Here is a 19111-nt window from a genome sequence, read left to right as displayed (position 1 = left end):
TCGCCATCCCTGGCGATCGAGCTTCCCGGAAAGCACTCCCCCATTCCCGGCTCTGAGCGCCTTGGTTACGCCATGTGCGTCTTGGTTTTTTAACTCAGCGAGGATTGTTCTGGATGACACAGGGTCAGGTAACCCCCTTCAGATGGCATGGCGATGTGCTCGAGGTTTTGGATCAGCGGTTGCTGCCGGCCGAGGAGGTCTGGCGGTCGTATTCCGATGCCGAGGGGGTGTACCAGGCGATTCATGAGATGCAGGTGCGCGGGGCGCCGGCGATCGGGATTGCGGCGGCCTATGGGGTGGTGCTGGCGGCGCGGGGCTGTACGCAGGCCTCGGATTGGTATTCGCGGCTGGGGAGCACCATTGACTGGCTGGCCCAGGCCCGGCCCACGGCGGTGAATCTGGTCTGGGCGCTGGAGCGCATGCGGGACTGTCTGGAACAGGTGGCGGATTCGCCGGAACTGGTCCGCGTCATGGAGACGGAGGCGTTGCGCATTCATGAGGAGGATGCGGACGCGAACCATGCCATGGGCAAGCTTGGGGCGGATCGGATCCTGGCCGGAGGCGAGGCGCCCGTGCGGATTCTGACGCATTGCAACACCGGGGCCTTGGCTACGGGAGGCCAGGGTACGGCGTTGGGTGTGGTTCGGGAGCTGTTTAACCGGGATGCCCTTGGGTGCGTGCACATGGATGAGACCCGGCCCTGGCTTCAGGGGGCGCGGCTGACGGCCTGGGAGTGTGAGCGCGAGGGCATGCCGTGTTCGTTGAACGTGGATGGTGCGGCCGCAACCCTGATGGCCCAGGGCGAGGTGGATTGGGTTGTGGTCGGTTCGGACCGGATTACGGCCAACGGGGATGTGGCGAACAAGATCGGTACCCTGCCGCTGGCGATACTGGCCCGGCATTATGGCGTGGGGATGATGGTGGTGGCGCCGTCGTCAACGCTTGATTCGGGGACCAGCAGTGGCGATCGCATTGAGATTGAGGAGCGCGATGGCACGGAATTGCGGCGTTCGGGAAGGCGTTGGTTGGCGCCGAATTCAGTTGCGGTCTTCAATCCGGTGTTTGATGTAACGCCGGCATCGCTGGTGGATGTGATCGTGACGGAAAACGGCGTCTGTGAGGCGCCGGGGAACCAACGGGCGCCACTGGAGTCACTGGCCTGATGCGTCGTTATTGTTTGGTTGCTGGCTGTTTTGGCCGCGCTCAGCATCTAGGTTATTCAGTGCTTCGTTGAGGCGCTCTTCTTCTTCGGCCACGAAGTGCAGTGACATCTCGAAGGATTTGCGGGTGAATTCCAGAACCCGCTTGAATCCTTCGTCCGATAGCTCCCGTGCTTCGTCATGTCCCCGGTAGATGTTGATGAACTCGCGTTCGCGCTCAAAATGCAGGGGAAGGCGGCCCACGCCCCAATCGTTGAGTACCCGCCATGTTTCCGGGCTGTAGGCGCGTGTGTACTTGAGGATGAATGGAACCGGGTCATTGCGCGCGAGCACGGCCGCCAGGCGCAGGATCAGTTCAAAGGGCAGGGCGGCGGTTCCATCCTCGACCGCTTCCAGAAGGCTCTTGTCCTTGAGGTTGAGGGATTGGGCCAGGTCGTTGACCGTGAGACCGGCTACCTCGCGCAGATCGCGAAGGGATTCACCGGCAGACAGCATCATGCGCAGCTGGTCCTGGTTGCCCATGAGCTTTTTGCCGACCTTGAGCGAGGTGCCAGTGGTGCGCCGGGCAATCCGGTACGCGGAGCCGGTATAATCGGCCAGGCGGTCCAGGAGGTTGGGTTCGTCCCCGTTGGCGGCGCCCCTTTGATCCGCGCCGGCGTCCTTCCCCTCGTCCTCCCCTTGCATGGCGGTTTGGGAGCTGGATTCACCCTGGTCTTCGTCTTCCAGCTCCTGAACCTTTTCCAGTGACTCCAAAGCGTGCAGCGAGTCCTTCAGGAAGGTTTCCAGTGCTTCCGATTTCTCGTCATCGCTGGCCATGGCGCTATTGCTCCGTCCTATTCGCCCGCTACTGCGCCCTTTTCAGGGGTTTCGTGGTAGATGCTGGCGTAGTGCTCGCTCTGGGCCAGCAGGTCGGTAAGAATGGCACCGGCTTCGCGCACCACGAAATCCGGCCCCTCTTCCGCCAGCTCGCTGCGCCTGGCCATGGCAGGCCGGGATTCCGCGTCTTCTTCGTAGGCCTGCCAGGAGTCAAAGGGCTCTTTGTCCTCGAGCTTGCGCCGCTGGTTTACGATGCTGAGCTGCTTTTCCCGGAAGGTTTTCTGGTCTTTCTTACGCTGTTCGGCGTTGAGGCTGACCCAGGTGCGGTCCCGGCGTTCGTTGAGCAGCTCCAGCTCGCGCTTACGCAGCTTGTACTCGGGAATCTGGGAGAATCGGGCTTCGTGCTGCTTGGTGATCGTCTCCAGGATGTCGTCGAACGTGAAGTAGCGCTGGTAGTCGAGTGTATCGATTTCGTCCCAGGACAGGGCCCCGTCCAGAGCGGCCTCGGCGACATTGTCCCGCTCAATCCGGTCTTTGATCCGGATATCCGGAACCACGCCACGGTTCTGGGTACTGGCCCCTGAAACCCGGTAGAACTTGGACTGGGTGATCTTGAGCTGGCCATGGTTCAGCGGCCTTATGGCCTGCACGGTGCCCTTGCCAAAGGTCTGGGAGCCGACAATCAGTCCGCGGCCATAGTCCTGCATGGCGCCGGCGAAGATCTCGGAGGCGGAGGCGCTCAGGTTGTTGACCAGTACCACCACGGGGCCATCCCATGCGACGTTGTTGTCGTTATCCTTGAATACCTGCACAGAACCGTCAGGCCCGCGTACCTGGACCGTGGGCCCCTTTTCGATGAACAGGCCCACCAGTTTATTGGCTTCAGAAAGCGCTCCGCCACCGTTGCCGCGCAGGTCAATCACGAGGCCGTCCATGCCGTTGCCCTTGAGCTCATTGATCAGGCCACGTACGTCCCGGGTGGTGCTGCGGTAGTTTTCGTCGCCCTGGCGCGCCGCCTTGAGGTCCGCGTAGAACGTGGGGATGTCGATGACGCCCAGCTGCCAGGGCTTGCCCCCTTGATCCATCTCCAGCATGTCGCTCTGGGCGGATTGTTCCTCCAGCTCAACCTCATCCCGGACGATGGTGATCTCGTGGGTGTTCATGTCGTTCTGGGTACCGGCGGGGATCACCTCCAGGCGGACCTTGGAGCCCTTCGGCCCGCGGATCAGGTCAACCACCTCGCTCAGGCGCCATCCGATGACGTTCTCCATGGGATCATCGCCCTGCGCCACGCCGACGATCCGGTCCGCCGCGCCCAGCGAGCCCTCCTCGGCCGCGGGGCCGCCCGGCACAATGCGGGAAACCTTGGTGTAGCCGTCTTTCGACTGCAGAACGGCACCAATGCCTTCGAGGGACAGGCTCATATTGATGTCGAAGTTTTCAGAAGTGCGGGGCGACAGATATTGGGTGTGGGGATCCCAGAGCCCGGCAAAGGCATTCATCCATTGCTGGAACGCGTCCTCGCTGCGGGCGTCATAGGCCCGGTCCAGCTGGCTTTCATAGCGCCGGGTCAACGTTTCCTTGATGGCTTCGTCCGGCTGCCCGTCCAGGCGCATGCTGAGTACGGCGTTGCGGATGCGATCACGCCAGAGCTTGTCGAGCTCGCTGGTATCCTGCGCCCAGTCCGCCTCGCTGCGATCAAGCCGATAGCGGTCATCGCCGCTGAAGTCGAAGCTGCTGATGCCTTCGTCGAGAAGGGAGAGGGCGTATTCCAGCCTCCGGATGCGGCGTTGCTGGAAGTGGTTGTAAATGCGGAAGGCGGGCTCGAGATCACCGCCGGTCAGGGCACGCTTCATCGAGTCGCGATAGGCATTGAAGTTGCTGACGTCGCCCTGGGTGAAATACAGACGCTGACTGTCTAGCTGGTCGAGATAAGCGTCCAGCGTTTCCGACGCCAGCGCGTCATCAATGTCCTTTTCCTTGAAATGGCCAAACTGGAGCTGGCGCGCTATCAGGATATTGGCGCGGGCCTGGTCGGCCGTGGGTTCCACCGGCTGGTAGTCGCGCCCGGTTTCAAGGTTGGCCTGTGCTGCACTTGTAAACACAAGCGCGAGTGCCAGGAACAGAGTGGGAAAGATTTGGGTACGCAAGGTTGCCTTTGCTCCTGATCAGGTAGTCTGAGTCACCATACTATGCCTCAACCTTTAAGTGTAGGGGACGGAATCAAGGCCGGCCAGCCGGGACTGGCCGGTGTGAGGTCTATTCGAAAAACTGCTGTTTCGTTGCGTGCTCGCGCAGCAGTTCCGGTGGCCGGTATCGTTCGCCGAAGCGACCCGCCAGCTCGTCCGCGCGTTCGGTGAACGCCTGCAACCCGTACTGGTTGATGTACTGCAGCGCACCGCCGCTCCAGGCGGCAAAACCGATTCCGAAGATGGAGCCGATGTTGGCGTCGCGCACCTCCATCAGCACGTTTTCCTCCAGGCAGCGCACTGTCTCGATGGCCTGGATGAACAGGAGCCGCTCCTTGAGCAGAGTCAGTTCCGCGTTGCGGGCCTTGTCCTGGTCCACGTACAGGTTCTCCAGTTCCGGCCAGAGGTATTTCTTCCCGTTGTCCGGGTACTCGTAGAAGCCGGCGCCAGCGGCCTTGCCCTTGCGGCCGTGCTGGTCGACCATGGCGTCGATCACGGCCTCGGCCGGGTGCGGATCCCAGGTGCCGCCCGCCGCTTCGGTATCCTTCTTCGACTGGTCCCGGATGTGCTGGGTCAGTGTCAGGCTCACCTCGTCACAGATGGCCAGCGGTCCCACGGGCATGCCGGCAAGCAGCGCGGCATTCTCGACGGATGCGGGGTGGAAGCCTTCCGACAGCAGGGTGATGCCCTCGTTGACGAAGGTGCCGAACACCCGCGAGGTGAAGAAACCACGGCTGTCGTTGACCACAATCGGCGTCTTGTTGATCTGCATGACGTAGTCGAACGCCTTGGCAAGGGTCTCGTCGTCGGTCTGCTCGCCCTTGATGATTTCAACCAGCGGCATTTTGTCCACGGGGGAAAAGAAGTGCAGGCCGATGAACTTCTCCGGATTGGCAGAGGCTTTTGCCAGCTGGGTGATCGGGATGGTGGAGGTGTTGGAGGCGAAGATGCCGTTATCGGCCAGGTGCGGCTCCGCTTCCTGGGTGACCTTGGCCTTGAGGTCGCTGTCCTCAAATACCGCTTCGATAATGAGGTCACAGCCGGCCAGCTCGTCCGCGCTGGCAGTGGCACTGATGCGGTCCAGAACCTTTTGCTTGCCGGTGTCATCCAGCTGGCCCCGCGAGACCTTCTTGGCGAGGAGCTTGTCCGAATAGGCCTTGCCTTTTTCGGCGTTTTCGTCGGAGGTGTCTTTCAGCACCACGTCGATGCCCCGGTTAGCGCTGACGTAGGCGATGCCAGCGCCCATCATGCCGGCACCCAGGACACCGACCTTCTTCACCTTGGACTTTGCGGGTGCCTGGGGGCGGCTGCCGCCCGCCTTGATGGCGTTGAGGCCGAACCAGAAGGTGTTGATCATGTTCTTGGCGATCTGGCTGCAGGTGATCTCGGTGAAGTAGCGGGCCTCGATGCGGTCGGCCGTATCCACATCCACGCTGGCGCCCTCCACGGCCGCTGCCATGATCCGCTCGGGCGCCGGGTAGCAGCCCTTGGTTTTCTCCTTGAGCATGGCCGGGGCAATGGCCAGGCGTTGCGCCATAGTCGGGTGATTGGGGCCGCCGCCTGGGATCTTGAAGCCTTTCTGATCCCAGGGCTGCCGACTCTCCGGGTTGGCCTTGATCCACTCGCGCGCCTTGTGCAGCAGCTCTTGTTGAGAGGAGGCCAGCTCATCAACCATGCCTTCTTTCAGGGCGGTCTGCGGGTCGATCTGTTTGCCTTCCATCAGATAGGGGAAGGCCTTTTCCAGGCCCAGAACCCGTGGCAAGCGCACACAGGCACCGCCGCCGGGCAGCAGCCCGAGTGTGACTTCCGGCAGGCCGATCTTGATGCTGGCGTCGTCCAGCACAATGCGCCGGTGGCTGGCGAGGCAGAGTTCGTAGCCGCCGCCCAGAGCAGTGCCGTTCATGGCCGCGACCACCGGTTTGCCCAGGGTCTCCAACTTACGCATCTGGGCCTTGAGCGACAGGATGGTGTTAAAGAAGTCCTCAGAGTTGTTGTTGGTGACCTGGATCAGTTCGTTGAGGTCGCCGCCGGCAAAAAAGGTGTCCTTGGCGGAGGTGATGACGATGCCGCTGATCGTTTCCGCGTCACCTTCAACCTTCTGGACGGTTTCGGTCAGTGCCTCACGGAAGGCGGCGTTCATGGTGTTGGCGGACTGCCCCGGCATGTCGATGGTCAGGGTCAGGATGCCGTCGTTGTCGATCTGGTATTGAATTGCCGTCATGGTGTTCGTCCTGCCCTTTAAACCCGTTCAATGATGGTGGCGATGCCCATGCCGCCGCCGACGCAGAGCGTGGCGAGGCCGAAGCGCTGATCCCGACGCTCGAGTTCGTCAAGCAGGGTGCCCAGGATCATGGCACCAGTGGCGCCCAGCGGATGACCCATGGCGATGGCCCCACCGTTCACGTTCACTTTCTCGTCGGGGACGTTGAGCTCGCGCTGGAAGCGCATCACCACGGCGGCGAAGGCCTCGTTCACCTCGAACAGGTCAATCTGATCCGGTGTCATGCCCGCTTTGTCCAGCGCTTTGCGCGAGGCCGGCGCCGGGCCGGTGAGCATGATGGTGGGGTCGGTGCTGGTCACCGCCGTGGCCACGATCCGGGCACGTGGGGTCAATCCGAGCTTTTTGCCCATGGCATCGCCGCCGATCAGCATGGCAGTGGCGCCGTCCACGATGCCGGAAGAGTTACCCGGGGTGTGGACATGGTTGATCGCCTCCACGTAGTGGTACTTCTCACGCGCCACGCCATCGAAGCCCATTTCGCCCATCTGTTGGAACGAAGGCTTGAGCTGGCCCAGGGCCTCGGCGGTGGTGCCGGGGCGAACGTGCTGGTCCTGATCCAGAATCACCAGCCCGTTCTGATCCGTCACTGGTACGACGGACTTGCTGAAGTAGCCCTGTGCCCAGGCCTCTGCGGCCTTTCGCTGGGATTCAGCTGCGAAATGGTCCACATCCTGGCGCGAAAAGCCTTCGATAGTGGCAATCAGGTCAGCGCCAATACCCTGCGGCATGAAGCCGGTGTGCAGGTTGGTCTCTGGATCCGTGGCCCAGGCCCCGCCATCTGATCCCATGGGCACGCGCGACATGGATTCCACGCCGCCGGCAACAACCAGATCCTCAAACCCGGAGCGTACTTTCATAGCGGCCAGGTTTACCGCCTCCAGCCCGGAGGCGCAGAAGCGGTTGAGCTGGACGCCAGCAACGCATTCATCCCAGTCCACCGCCAGGGCAGCGGTCTTGGCAATGTCGGCCCCTTGGTCGCCAACAGGCGTAACACAGCCCATGACGATGTCATCCACCAGGCTGGTGTCCAGGTCGGTTCTCTGCTGGAGTGCTGTCAGGGTCTGGCCGAGCAGGGTCACCGGCTTGACCTCGTGCAGGGCACCATCGGCTTTACCCCGGCCGCGCGGTGTTCTGACCGCGTCATAGATGTACGCTTCTTCCGTCATTTCAGAGTCTCTGTGCTGTTGGGGGTTGATTCAGCTGTAAAGCTGGAGGGTGAGAGGTGGGGAGTGCTTGGAGGGAAGCTCCCCACCTCTCACCCAGCAATCCACTCTCATGCTTGTGTCATAGTCCAAGGGCACGATAGCGGCGCACCCTTCCGGGGTTAATGGCACCACCTGTCAAAACCATTGGCGGATGCGCTCAGGCCTCCTGCGTGGCCTCGTCGCCGCCACTGCGCAGGAACCAGTGCTTCAGGGCCTCGCGCAGGCGCTGGTAGTGTTCCGGGGTGAGGCCGTCCTCTGGATCCAACTCACACCAGCTCGCCAGAAGACTGTCCAGTTCATCCTCCTGGGATTCCAGACTCTGCTCGCTTTTCATCCCCTCGTTGAGCCGGCTCACCTGCAGCGCCATACGCTGCGCCTGGTCTTCCGGTGGGGTAGCGGCGCCAGCAACGATCTCCACACGGATACACAGTGCCCGGGCCTGGCTGGGCGTATCGGTCTCCTGGGTCGCCTGCTCCAGCGGCATGGGCGGGTGGCGGAAGCTTTCAGGGCCGGGCGTCTCGCCTGATTGATGCTGATCCAGGGCCGCGAGCCACTGCTGGTAACGCTGGGCCCGGAGGGCGCTCATTTGTTGCTCCTGAATGCCATCCATGGCCTTATTGAAGCGGTCCGCCAGGGCACTGGCCCGGTCCCGTGGAAGCTCCAGAGCCTGGAACGCCGTGCGGAATTGTTCCAGTTCGCTGGCACTGACCTCTGTCGGATTGACGTCCTGAAGCTGGTGAATCAGGTCCTCTGCTTGCTGGGCGGCGGCGCTGAAAGCCTGTTCGCGGGCTTCGCGCTGCTCGCTCAAGCGCCCAAAGATCCGGTCGCAGGCGTCGCGGAAGGCTTTCCAGAGCCGGCGGTCTTCCTGTTGGTGGGTGATCCCGATGGCTTCCCATTCTTTCTGGAGTGCCTTGGCGCCTTCCGTTGCCTCGCGTAATGGCTCGTGGTCAACCAGGGCTTCTGCGCGCTCGACAATGTCGCGCTTGAGGGCGTCATTGCGTTCACGTTCTTCCTCAAGACTGGCGTTCAAGGTCTTGATCAGTCGGTCGAACTGCTTCTGGAGAGGGCGGTTGGCGCGGTAGTCCACCGGCTTGGCATCACTCCACTCACGCCTTGCAGTGCGCTGGATGCGGTCGACAGCCTTGTAGTCGCAGCTGGACCAGTCGAGGTTATCCACGAACTCCTGCAACTGTTCAACGATGTATTCACGCTTCTCCAGGTTAGCGCTCTTGAGGCGCTTCTTTTCGGAAAAATACTGGTGGCAGGGTTCGTAGGCTCTGTCCGTGGCCTCCTTAAAACGTTGCCAGAGTTGCTGGTCCGGCGTGCCACCCAGGTTATACCATTCCTGCTGGAGTTCGTGGATGTGTTCGGCCTTGGCTTCGGGCTCCATGGGCTGATCGGCCAGGTACTCCATCTGTTCGCACAGGGCTTCCAGTTTGGGTCTGGCGGCGAATCCCAACCAGTCACGTAACTCCTGAAGCTGGCGCCCGAGCCGGGTGATTCGCGCCTGGTATTGGCGAGCTTCCTTGTCGGGGAGCTTGTCCTGGAGTTTCTGAGCTTTGCGGAAGTATTCCCGTGAGGGCTTAAGGTGGTGTTGATCCAGGCTCTGCTCCAGGGCATCCAGTGTGCGGGCAAGCTCGCCGGTATCCTCGGCCTGGGGCCCGTGGGGCGGTTCCGCCTGGGTGTTTGTTCGGTCTTTGAGTTGTTTGCGCGCCCTGAGCAGCGTTGGCGGGGCAGCAAAGCCGTCTGGCCAATCGAGGGCCGCCAGGGTGGCGGAGATGGCTTCCGTATCCTCGCTGTTCAGGGCCTGTTCGAGCTGTGCTTCATACTGTTGCCAGGTACTGAGCGCTTGTCGGTAGGCCTCGAGTTGTTCCATCAATCGTTTGAAACGGGCCTTCAGTTCCGCATGGGGCGCCTGATCAGCGGTGGCCTGTTCCCAGCGGTTGTTCTGGGTCGTCATGATGGCATCCAGTGAGGAGAGGCTGGCGCCTTCCTCGGGCCAGGCCGAGGCGAGCTGTTCAACGGTTGCGGCCAGGGTTTCCACTGCCCCTTGCTGTTCGTCCGCCTTTTCCCGTTCAGCGCGGATCCGTGCTTCCTCCTCGGCAATGGTGTCAGCCCGTTCGCGACAGCGTGCCAGACTGGTATCGTAGCGCTCTTTCTGGGCACTGTCGGCATGGTTGCTGATGCTGTTCCAGCGGCTGATGATGGCATCAAGCCGGGCTTGGTAGAGCTTGGTGTCCTGGGTGGCGGCAAGTACCTCAATGTCTTCCAGAATACGCTCAATCTCTGCCTGGCGGGCCTGTTCCGCTTCGGCTTGCTCGCGGTGTTCGCGCAGCTTGCGTCTGGCCGCCTGGAACGCGCCCTTGTCACGGCCCTTAAGGGCTCGGCTGGCCCGCTCAAGGGCATCAACGTCCTCCAGGCGCTGGATTGCCTCCCGACGGATGGCAGCTGTTTCGCCCTGGGTGGCGAGCGCTTCCAGTTCCGCGGTAGTGGTTGCGTTGGCGACCACATTTGGGTCGGGAGCAGGGCGTTGCGGTTTGGCAGGCTTGGCCTCTGGCGCCGGGGGTTCAGTGCTGCTTGCGGGTTGTCTGGGTTTGAAAAATTGTTTCAGAAAGCCGGCCATGATGGTTGTCCTTTGTGCCGAAGAACCTTACCCGCTGTTCCGGGTAGGTGAATGGAATCAGGTCATTAAAATTAGCACACAGGAATGGCGTCAGCCTATTGGCGGGTGGGGGTAGAGATGAGTGATGACAGGCGATCGGTAAAGGACCGGGCCCTGAAACTTCTGGCCCGGCGTGAGCACAGCCGGTTCGAGCTCGGGCGCAAGCTGGACAGATCCGGCGGGAACACGGAGCTGGTGGAGGAGGTGTTGGACGAGCTGGTTGCCGAAGGCTGGCAGAGTGACGAACGGTTTGCGGAGTCGTTCAGCCGTCAGCGTATCGAAGCGGGTTACGGACCATTACGGATTCGTTCGGAGCTCGAGCAGCGGGGTGTCAAGGGCCACAGTCAGGCGCTGACGGCTTTGGTGGAGGATGACTGGGTGAGTATGGCCAGGGCACAGCGCCAACGCCGTTTTGGGGAGGAAGAGCCGGCTGATCGCAAGGAGCGTGGGCGTCAGGGGCGCTTCCTGGCCCAGCGGGGGTTCAGCCGCTCACAGGTTGAAAAAGCGCTGGTTGTGGCCCCTGATGAGGAGGTTTCCGGGGGGGGTGATCGATTAAAACAGGGGCGACGCCGGACGCAATGACTGGCGTTGTTCGGCGGAGGAGGCATCAAGTGTGTTCCGGAGTTTGGGTGATTGTCCTTCGGTATCTTCGAGGGGGGATTCAATCCCGTTTTCCGTGAAGGCCATGGCGGCGTCCTCCTCAGGAAACATCCACTTCAGGACGTCGTAATAGCGACGGATGTTCTGCGTGTAGAGGACCGGCTCATAGCCACGGGCATATCCATACCGGGTTTGGGTGTAGTATTGGCGCTGAGCCAGTAGCGGTAGGTATTCCTTGACGTCCAGCCAGCGGTCCGGATCCTGATTGTCCTGGCGGGCCAGTCGGCGGGCGTCCTGGAGGTGACCATAGCCGACGTTGTAGGCCGCCAGGGCGAACCAGGTCCGGTCTGGCTCTGTAATGCTGTCCGGGATCCGGTCGTGGAGGCGTCGGAAGAAGCGGGCGCCGCCCCAGATGGAGGCATCCGGATCCACCCGGTTTGTGACACCGACATGGGCCGCTGTGTCCTGGGTAAGCATCATCAGCCCCCGTACCCCTGTTGGCGAGACAGCGTGGGGCTCCCAGTGGGATTCCTGATACCCAATGGCTGCCAGCAGGCGCCAGTCGAGATCATGGGCGTGGGCGGCGGCAATGAATGTATCACGGTATTGTGGAAGTCGGTTTTTCAGGTGGCGGGTGAAGGTTTGGGCGCCCACGTAGTCCAGGTGTTCCAGGTGGCCAAAAAAGCGCTCCTGCAGCTGCGCCAGGGTGTCGTCACTCCGCGCGGACCGGAAATAGTCCCGTGCTGCCTGCATGAGTGAGCCGTCGCCAGAGGGCGGGAAAAGCCAGCCCACAGGGCGCGGGTTGCTCAGTGCAAAACCTTCGCGGATATTGGCGAAGAAAACCCTGTTATTTTCCAGTTCGCGGCTGTTGACCACGGTGGCGTCCAGCTCTCCCTTGTCTACCCGGTGCAGAAGCTCGGTCGGGTCCTGGCGGTTTTTCGCCGTCCAGCTTAGTTCCGGCAGGGTTTCCTGGATTCGTTCCAGCTGCTGTTCGGCGGCGCTGCCGGCGCGCACCGCAAGGTCAAGTTTGGTGAGAGCCGCCGGTTCCTGCGGGCGCTCAACGCTGGCGTTGTAGACAACAACCGGGCGGCTCCGGTCATACACCGGGCCGTGGCGGTACCGGCGGCGGAGAGCTGGTGTTAATGGCAGACCTGCGGCAGCAATATGGGTGTGGTGTTCGTCCAGGCGCTGGTAAAGCTCCGGGAGATTATCCACCACTTCCACGCGCAGCTCCACGCCGAGCGAGTCGGCAAAACGCTGTACCAGCTCGTATTCGAACCCCGAGGGCTCCCCCTTTTCCTCGTAGTAGACCGTTGAGGCTGGTGGCATCACCACATGGAGCACCCCTTCCTGATTGATGCGGTCCAGCGTAGTGGGCTGAGAGCAGGCTGTAAGGAGCAGTACCAGGATAACCGGCACCGCCAGGGAAGCTGCCAGGCCAGGGTGTATCCCGGGGCACTTGGTTTGACTGCTGTGCATTATCCCGTCCGGCAGAGGTGGCAATATGACCTATTCTACGTTAAAAAAACGGATATGGTCTGATGGTCGTGTCACAGGCGATCTTCCGTCAGTTTCCCCTGTATCCCGTCCGCCGAATTGAGTATCATGCGCTCTCCGCAAAACCTACCCGAATCCCGGCCCATCAACGAGGCTTATAGACCCATGCTGGAACTTCGTGGCGCTCCGGCCCTTTCCGCTTTTCGAAGAGAGCGGTTGATGCAGCGGATACAGGCGACATGTCCCGCCATCGAGTCGCTTTACGCTGAATTCATGCATTTTGTTGACCTGGAAGGTGAACTCGATAGCAATAGCCTTGATGTACTGAACCGTCTGCTGGCCTATGGCCCAAGGGGCCAGGCTGAGTCTATGGACGGTGTGTTGTTCCTGGTGGTTCCACGACCGGGGACCATTTCGCCCTGGTCCAGCAAGGCAACGGATATTGTACATAACTGCGGTCTGACGAGAGTCCGGCGGGTGGAGCGTGGCATTGCGTATTACCTGCGTTCTGGTCGCAAGCTTGAGCTGGCCGAGCGCGAGGCGCTGGCCGCGCTGCTGCACGACCGGATGACTGAGCGCGTTTTCCATGAAATGGCAGGCGCGGAACTCCTGTTCAATGAGGAGGCTCCCCAGCCACTTGAGGTGGTGCCGGTCCAGGCCCAGGGCCGTGCGGCGCTGGCGGAAGCCAACGGGCGGCTGGGCCTGGCCCTGGCGGAAGACGAGATTGATTACCTGGCGGATGCCTTTGCCGGTCTCGAGCGCGATCCCACGGATGTGGAGCTGATGATGTTCGCGCAGGCAAACTCGGAGCATTGCCGCCACAAGATCTTTAATGCGTCCTGGTCCATTGACGGAGTAGAGCAGGATCATTCGCTGTTTGACATGATCCGCAACACCCATGAGATCGGTGGCCAGGGCGTGCTCTCTGCCTACCGTGACAACGCGGCGGTCATCGAGGGCGCACGTGGCCAACGGTTCTATCCCGACCCCTCCTCACAGCGATACCGTTATCACAGTGAGCGCATCCATATCCTCGCCAAGGTGGAAACCCATAATCATCCCACGGCCATTTCGCCGCATCCAGGGGCCGCCACGGGCTCCGGGGGCGAAATCCGGGACGAGGGAGCAACCGGTCTGGGCGGCAAACCGAAAGCAGGGCTGACCGGCTTCACGACCTCGAATCTGCGTATCCCAGGCTTTGAGCAACCCTGGGAGGATACCCCTGGAGCGCCGGCACGCATGGCATCGCCGCTTTCGATCATGCTTGATGGCCCCATCGGCGGCGCGGCGTTCAACAACGAATTCGGGCGGCCCAACCTGACCGGTTACTTCCGGACCTTCGAGCAGAAAGTGCCGGGTGTGAACGGCGTGGAGTACCGTGGTTATCACAAGCCGATCATGATTGCGGGGGGCATGGGCAACATCCGCAAGGATCATGTCCATAAGGGGGGCATTGAATCCGGCTCCCACCTGATCGTCATGGGTGGGCCCTCGATGCTGATCGGTCTGGGAGGCGGGGCGGCCTCCTCCATGGACTCCGGCGCCAGCGCGGAGGATCTGGACTTTGCATCCGTCCAGCGGGACAACCCGGAAATGCAGCGCCGCTGCCAGGAAGTGATCGATCGCTGCTGGCAGATGGGGGAAGGCAATCCCATCGCCTTCATCCATGATGTGGGTGCGGGCGGGCTCTCCAATGCCCTGCCGGAGCTGGTGAAGGACGGCGGCTGCGGTGGGCGTTTTGATCTGCGGGAAGTGCCAAACGCCGAGCCTGGCATGTCGCCGCTGGCCATCTGGTGCAATGAGGCCCAGGAGCGGTATGTGCTGGCCGTGGCAGCGGCGGATCTGGACCGGTTTGATGCCATATGTCGCCGCGAGCGTTGCCCTTATGCGGTGGTCGGGGATGCCGTCGAGGAGCCCCACCTGGCCGTGCATGATGCCTACTTCGATAACCATGCCGTGGATCTTCCGATGCAGGTCCTTTTCGGTAAGCCTCCGCGCCTGCATCGGGAGGTTCGGCGGGCCAGCTTCACCAAGCAGGTGTTCAACAGCGAGGCCCTGAATCCGGATGAAGCGATTGAGCGGGTGCTGCGGATTCCGTCGGTGGCGTCCAAGAGCTTCCTAATCACCATCGGTGACCGTTCCATTACCGGTCAGGTGGCCCGCGATCAAATGGTCGGGCCCTGGCAGGTTCCGGTGGCGGATGTGGCGGTGACCGCAAGCAGCTTTGAGGGATATACCGGTGAGGCTATGGCCATGGGCGAACGGCCACCGGTGGCCTGTATCAATGCGCCAGCATCCGGGCGCCTGGCGGTGGGGGAGACGCTCACCAATCTCGCGGCCGCCCCCATTGGGGATATTACCCGGATCAGCCTGTCCGCCAACTGGATGGCGGCAGCCGGGCATCCCGGCGAGGATGAGAACCTTTACGAGACCGTAAGGGCCGTCGGGATGGATCTTTGCCCGAAGCTGGGCATCACGATTCCGGTTGGCAAGGATTCGCTTTCCATGAAGACGGTCTGGTCCCAGGAAGGGGAATCGTGCAGTGTGACGTCCCCGCTATCGCTGGTAACCACCGGCTTTGCCCCTGTGGACGATGTCCGCCGGACGTTGACGCCGGAGCTTCGCACGGATCAAGGGCCTACTGAGTTGATTCTGATCGATCTGGGTGAGGGCCGGAACCGCCTGGGCGGTTCGGCGCTGGCCCAGGCCTATGGTGCCGCGGGTGCCATAGCACCGGATGTCGACAAGCCAGAACAGCTCAGGAGCTTTTTCGAAACCATCCAGACCCTGAACCGTCGGGGGCTGCTGTTGGCCTATCATGACCGTTCTGATGGCGGGCTGTTCACAACCCTCTGCGAGATGGCTTTTGCAGGACGGACTGGTCTTAGGGTCTCGTTGGACTCACTGCTTGAAGACAGCAGCCACCTGGTACGCGAGCTGTTCAACGAGGAGCTCGGTGCTGTGATTCAGGTAGCACGGGATAAGGTCAATCCGGTGCTCGATGTCATTGAGGAAGGCGGACTGTCTGGGCATGTGGCGATGATCGGGGAGCCTGGGGACGACCAGCGCCTGCGCTTCAGTTTCAATAATGAGGTGCTCATTGATCGGGGGCGTGCGGAGCTGCATCAGAAGTGGGCTGAAACCAGCTATCGCATGCAGGCCATGCGTGACAACAGTGATTGTGCCGAGGAAGAGTTCGGGGCATTGGCCGATGACGCTGATCCGGGGCTGCATGCCCGGCTGAGCTTCGACCCTGGCGAGGATATTACAGCACCACTGGTGAACACGGGAGCGCGGCCATCAGTAGCGGTGCTGCGTGAGCAGGGGGTTAACGGCCAGGTTGAGATGGCTGCGGCCTTTGATCGGGCTGGCTTTGACACAGTGGACGTGCACATGAGTGACATCCTGTCGGGTCGGATGACCCTGGATGAGTTCCATGTGATGGTCGCCTGTGGCGGTTTTTCCTTCGGGGATGTGCTGGGTGCTGGCGGGGGATGGGCGAAATCCATCCTCTTCAATCAGCGCGCTCGCGCCCAGTTCCAGGCATTCTTTGAGCGTCAGGACACCCTGTCACTGGGCGTGTGCAATGGGTGCCAGATGCTTGCGGAACTGCGTGAGCTGATTCCGGGTACCGATCACTGGCCCCGTTTTGTCCGTAACCGCTCCGAGCAGTTCGAGGCGCGTACAGTGATGGTGGAAGTGCCGGAATCCCAGTCCGCCTTTTTCCATGGCATGGCGGGCTCGCGTGTCCCCATTGCGGTGGCACATGGTGAAGGTATGGCCGAGTTCCGTAATGGGACCGACCTGCGACGCCTTCAGCAGGGCAGCCAGGTGGCGTTGAGGTATGTGGACCATTACGGTCAGGTTGCGGAAAACTATCCGCATAACCCTAATGGTTCGCCGGAGGGGGTCACCGGCCTGTGCTCCGAAGACGGTCGTACCACCATCATGATGCCGCATCCCGAGCGGGTTTTCCGAAGCGTTCAATGCAGTTGGTCCCCGGATGATTGGGGCGAGGACGGCGCCTGGCTCAGATTGTTCCGTAATGCCCGAAAATGGGTCGGCTGAGGTCTTGACATGAAGTTTTTGTTCACATTGGCTTGTCGAGACAGGGCGTTTTCGCTCGGAAACTGAACAAAAGCGTTGAACATTTGTTCAATGTCTGTAACTATTTGATTTTCAAGAGATTCGTTGTTTCGTTGAAAATCTCATCAATGAGAGGGTAATCCCGTCACTGAGCGGGTTCAGAGCCTGTTCCCATAAATTGTTCACAGAGTTTTCCACAGATTCTGTGGTTAATTTTGAAAGCTCTCGGGAGGCGCTTATGTACAAGATCTGCGTCTTTGTTCCGGAGGATTATCTGGAGCAAACCAAGACGGCTATATTCGCAGCTGGTGGAGGCCATATCGGCAATTACGACAGCTGCTGTTGGCAGACGAAGGGGCAGGGCCAGTTCCGGCCAATGGACGGCAGTCAGCCGTTCATTGGCCAGCAGGGGCAAGTGGAAACGGTTCCGGAGTATCGCGTTGAGCTGGTCTGCGAGGATGATCTGGTCCGGGCCGTGATCCGGGCGCTCAAGGCAGGCCATCCGTACGAGGAGCCGGCCTATGAGGTCTATCGGATGGAGGACTTCTGAGCGCTTAGCGGTTCCGGCCCAAGCGTTGGCGGATGTCGTCCACGACGACCTCATACCGGGGGTGTCCAGTGTTGCGGTCGCGGAAGTAGCGCTCCAGTGTCTCGGTAACCGTGGGGAAGGCGAGTTCTCCCCACGGAATCTTGTTTTCCCGGAACAAGGCTGTTTCGAGTGATTCCGGGCCAGCGCCGTATTGACCGTCTGTCAGCCGGGCCCGGAAATACATGTGGACCTGGTCGATGTGTGGCACGTTGAAGACGGCATAGAGGCCCTCAAGCGCCACCCGTGCTTCCGCTTCCTCTAGCGTTTCCCGGAGCGCGGCTTCTGTCGTGGTTTCCCCGTTCTCCATAAATCCCGCAGGTAGTGTCCAGAATCCATGGCGGGGTTCGATCGCGCGCCGACACAGCAGGACACGGTCTTCCCACACCGGTATGGTGCCCGCCACGATGCGGGGGTTGATGTAGTGAATGGTGCCGCAGTCCTGGCACACGTGGCGCTTGCGGTCATCGCCCTCCGGTATCCGGAGTTCCACGCCTGCTCCGCAGCTACTGCAATACTGCATGACCTGTCTCCTGTGGATCCTGTTTGCGCTGCTGTACGGCTGGCCGTCGCCGCTGGTTGACTCGGCGGCCATTGCTGCCATCTGTATTATTTCATAATCTCGAATACGAACGGGGATGCGGGGTCACACCTTTGAGAAAGGATCTGCTGCAACGATTCAGTCAGTACCAGCCCAGGGAAGTACCGCTGGCCTATCCGCGTGCCAGCGTGCTGGTCCCGATTACGCATGCGCGGGAGCCGGAAATTGTGCTGACGCGCCGTGCCGCTCGCAATGGTCCCCATAGCGGTCAAGTGGCTTTTCCTGGCGGCATGGCCAGCCAGGCGGATGCGGGACCTGAAGCCACTGCCCTGCGTGAAACCCATGAAGAAGTCGGGCTCCCCCCGCAGCGGGTAGAGCTACTGGGGGAGTTGAGCCAGGTGGTATCCCGTCATGGCATCCTGGTGACGCCCTATGTTGGGCTTGTTCCCCAGACTTATCCCTATCGCGCTGAGCCCGGGGAAGTGGAAACGGTTTTCCAGGTGCCGGTGCGTTGGTTGCTGGACGATCAGCGGAGCCGGACCGACGAGATCCATTTCCATGATTGGCGTTTTTACGTGCCGTGTTACCGCTGGCAGGAGCACGACATCTGGGGGTTGTCCGCGATCATATTGGTGGAGTGCCTGAACATGGCCTTTGATGCCGCCATTGACTTAACAAAACCACCTCACAAGGGAGGAGCATGATCTACGAACTGGAGGACCGCCGGCCCGAGTTCCGGGGAGAAGGCCACTTCATTGCCGATAACGCCACCATTATTGGCTCTGTGGTGTTGGAGGCGAGCAGCAGCGTCTGGTTCAACGCGGTCATCCGCGGCGATAACGACCTGATGACGATTGGTGAGGGCAGCAATATTCAGGATGGGGCCGTGCTGCATACCGATCCCGGGTTACAGCTGACGCTGGGGCGTGGGGTGACCGTCGGGCACCAGGCCATGCTGCATGGTTGTGAGGTGGGCGATTACAGCCTGATCGGCATCAATTCAGTGGTGCTGAACGGTGCCCGTATCGGGAGACATTGCCTGATCGGGGCCAATGCACTGGTTCCGGAAGGTATGGAGATCCCAGACGGCTCTCTGGTTGTGGGGGCTCCTGCCACCATCAAGCGCACTCTCGATGAACAGCAGCAGTCCAGGCTCAGGGAGGGGGCGGAGCACTATGTGGCGAATGCCGAACGTTATCGCAATACGCTGAAGGCGGCGTTTGGAGCCAGCGAGCATGGGTGAGGCGGCTTGATTGTAAGGGAAAACCGAAGAATTGTGTCTGTCCGTTATGGGCCCTGTTGACGCCATGCGCTGAGGGTGTATTATGCGCATCTCTTTCGGGGCAAAGGGGTCCGGCGGCGGCGACAAGCTGCGGCGGTCCCGCTTGGTAAGTCCCGGCAGAGTCGCAAGGAAGCGGGGATGCGTTAACGGCGGAAACGGGTTTGAAATCACTTGTTGACGCCATCGGCTGAGGCTGTAGAATACGC

13 protein-coding genes are annotated in these 19111 nt (G+C 61.2%); 6 read left to right on the top strand and 7 right to left on the bottom strand.

What is annotated here, in order from left to right; all coding sequences use genetic code 11:
• Positions 1 to 113: 113 nt before the first annotated feature.
• Positions 114 to 1163, top strand: a complete 1050-nt coding sequence (gene mtnA / locus AC1RQI_RS06985) for an S-methyl-5-thioribose-1-phosphate isomerase (RefSeq protein ID WP_481904175.1) — start codon at positions 114 to 116, stop codon at positions 1161 to 1163.
• Here mtnA and AC1RQI_RS06980 read toward each other — a convergent pair.
• The 5 genes from AC1RQI_RS06980 to AC1RQI_RS06960 all read right to left on the bottom strand — a co-directional run bounded on the left by AC1RQI_RS06980 (position 1152) and on the right by AC1RQI_RS06960 (position 10160).
• Complete coding sequence (locus tag AC1RQI_RS06980; RefSeq protein WP_481904174.1) at positions 1152 to 1976, bottom strand: helix-turn-helix domain-containing protein; 825 nt, start codon at positions 1974 to 1976, stop codon at positions 1152 to 1154. The genes mtnA and AC1RQI_RS06980 overlap by 12 nt on opposite strands.
• Before the next feature lie 17 nt (positions 1977 to 1993).
• The gene (locus tag AC1RQI_RS06975; protein WP_481904173.1) at positions 1994 to 4126 is read right to left on the bottom strand and encodes a carboxy terminal-processing peptidase; all 2133 of its coding nucleotides are present in this window, start codon (positions 4124 to 4126) and stop codon (positions 1994 to 1996) included.
• Positions 4127 to 4235: 109 nt separating this feature from the next.
• Positions 4236 to 6386, bottom strand: a complete 2151-nt coding sequence (locus AC1RQI_RS06970) for a 3-hydroxyacyl-CoA dehydrogenase NAD-binding domain-containing protein (protein ID WP_481904172.1) — start codon at positions 6384 to 6386, stop codon at positions 4236 to 4238.
• Between the two features lie 17 nt (positions 6387 to 6403).
• Positions 6404 to 7612 (bottom strand): acetyl-CoA C-acetyltransferase, encoded by a 1209-nt coding sequence (locus tag AC1RQI_RS06965; RefSeq protein ID WP_481904171.1) that lies wholly within the window; start codon positions 7610 to 7612, stop codon positions 6404 to 6406.
• A gap of 196 nt (positions 7613 to 7808) precedes the next feature.
• The gene (locus AC1RQI_RS06960) at positions 7809 to 10160 is read right to left on the bottom strand and encodes a DUF349 domain-containing protein (RefSeq protein WP_481904170.1); all 2352 of its coding nucleotides are present in this window, start codon (positions 10158 to 10160) and stop codon (positions 7809 to 7811) included.
• Positions 10161 to 10391: 231 nt separating this feature from the next.
• Between AC1RQI_RS06960 and AC1RQI_RS06955 the strand changes: the two genes are divergently transcribed.
• Positions 10392 to 10895 carry a regulatory protein RecX gene (locus tag AC1RQI_RS06955; protein WP_481904169.1) on the top strand — a complete coding sequence of 168 codons (504 nt, stop codon included), beginning with the start codon at positions 10392 to 10394 and terminating at the stop codon, positions 10893 to 10895.
• Here the strand turns inward: AC1RQI_RS06955 and mltF are convergent.
• Positions 10866 to 12392 carry a membrane-bound lytic murein transglycosylase MltF gene (mltF, locus tag AC1RQI_RS06950; protein WP_481904168.1) on the bottom strand — a complete coding sequence of 509 codons (1527 nt, stop codon included), beginning with the start codon at positions 12390 to 12392 and terminating at the stop codon, positions 10866 to 10868. The two genes, AC1RQI_RS06955 and mltF, sit on opposite strands and share 30 nt — an antisense overlap.
• A 183-nt stretch (positions 12393 to 12575) precedes the next feature.
• On the opposite strand from mltF, the gene purL reads away from it, so the two are divergent.
• Positions 12576 to 16478, top strand: coding sequence for a phosphoribosylformylglycinamidine synthase (gene purL / locus AC1RQI_RS06945; protein WP_481904167.1), 3903 nt, complete (start codon positions 12576 to 12578; stop codon positions 16476 to 16478).
• Positions 16479 to 16734: 256 nt separating this feature from the next.
• Entirely contained in the window at positions 16735 to 17046 is a 312-nt protein-coding gene (locus tag AC1RQI_RS06940; RefSeq protein ID WP_416634197.1) for a YqfO family protein, read from the top strand.
• Between the two features lie 4 nt (positions 17047 to 17050).
• On the opposite strand, the gene AC1RQI_RS06935 is transcribed toward AC1RQI_RS06940, so the two are convergent.
• On the bottom strand, positions 17051 to 17605 hold the full coding sequence (locus tag AC1RQI_RS06935) for an NUDIX hydrolase (protein WP_481904166.1): 555 nt from the start codon (positions 17603 to 17605) through the stop codon (positions 17051 to 17053).
• A gap of 131 nt (positions 17606 to 17736) precedes the next feature.
• On the opposite strand from AC1RQI_RS06935, the gene AC1RQI_RS06930 reads away from it, so the two are divergent.
• Positions 17737 to 18327: a CoA pyrophosphatase gene (locus AC1RQI_RS06930; protein WP_416634199.1), complete on the top strand. Its 591-nt coding sequence runs from the start codon at positions 17737 to 17739 to the stop codon at positions 18325 to 18327.
• Complete coding sequence (locus tag AC1RQI_RS06925) at positions 18324 to 18866, top strand: gamma carbonic anhydrase family protein (RefSeq protein ID WP_481904165.1); 543 nt, start codon at positions 18324 to 18326, stop codon at positions 18864 to 18866. Before AC1RQI_RS06930 ends, AC1RQI_RS06925 begins: the two co-directional genes overlap by 4 nt.
• Positions 18867 to 19111 lie beyond the last annotated feature (245 nt).

It is taken from the genome of Salicola sp. AFF1, assembly GCF_056783195.1.
This window is presented reverse-complemented; position numbering and strand designations above follow the sequence as displayed.

Coding starts and splice junctions, on each gene's coding strand:
- AC1RQI_RS06955 (WP_481904169.1), top strand. CDS start 10,392: ATGAGTGATGACAGGCGATCGGTAAAGGACCGGGCCCTGAAACTTCTG.
- mtnA (WP_481904175.1), top strand. CDS start 114: ATGACACAGGGTCAGGTAACCCCCTTCAGATGGCATGGCGATGTGCTC.
- AC1RQI_RS06940 (WP_416634197.1), top strand. CDS start 16,735: ATGTACAAGATCTGCGTCTTTGTTCCGGAGGATTATCTGGAGCAAACC.
- AC1RQI_RS06980 (WP_481904174.1), bottom strand. CDS start 1,976: ATGGCCAGCGATGACGAGAAATCGGAAGCACTGGAAACCTTCCTGAAG.
- AC1RQI_RS06935 (WP_481904166.1), bottom strand. CDS start 17,605: ATGCAGTATTGCAGTAGCTGCGGAGCAGGCGTGGAACTCCGGATACCG.
- AC1RQI_RS06965 (WP_481904171.1), bottom strand. CDS start 7,612: ATGACGGAAGAAGCGTACATCTATGACGCGGTCAGAACACCGCGCGGC.
- purL (WP_481904167.1), top strand. CDS start 12,576: ATGCTGGAACTTCGTGGCGCTCCGGCCCTTTCCGCTTTTCGAAGAGAG.
- AC1RQI_RS06970 (WP_481904172.1), bottom strand. CDS start 6,386: ATGACGGCAATTCAATACCAGATCGACAACGACGGCATCCTGACCCTG.
- AC1RQI_RS06925 (WP_481904165.1), top strand. CDS start 18,324: ATGATCTACGAACTGGAGGACCGCCGGCCCGAGTTCCGGGGAGAAGGC.
- mltF (WP_481904168.1), bottom strand. CDS start 12,392: ATGCACAGCAGTCAAACCAAGTGCCCCGGGATACACCCTGGCCTGGCA.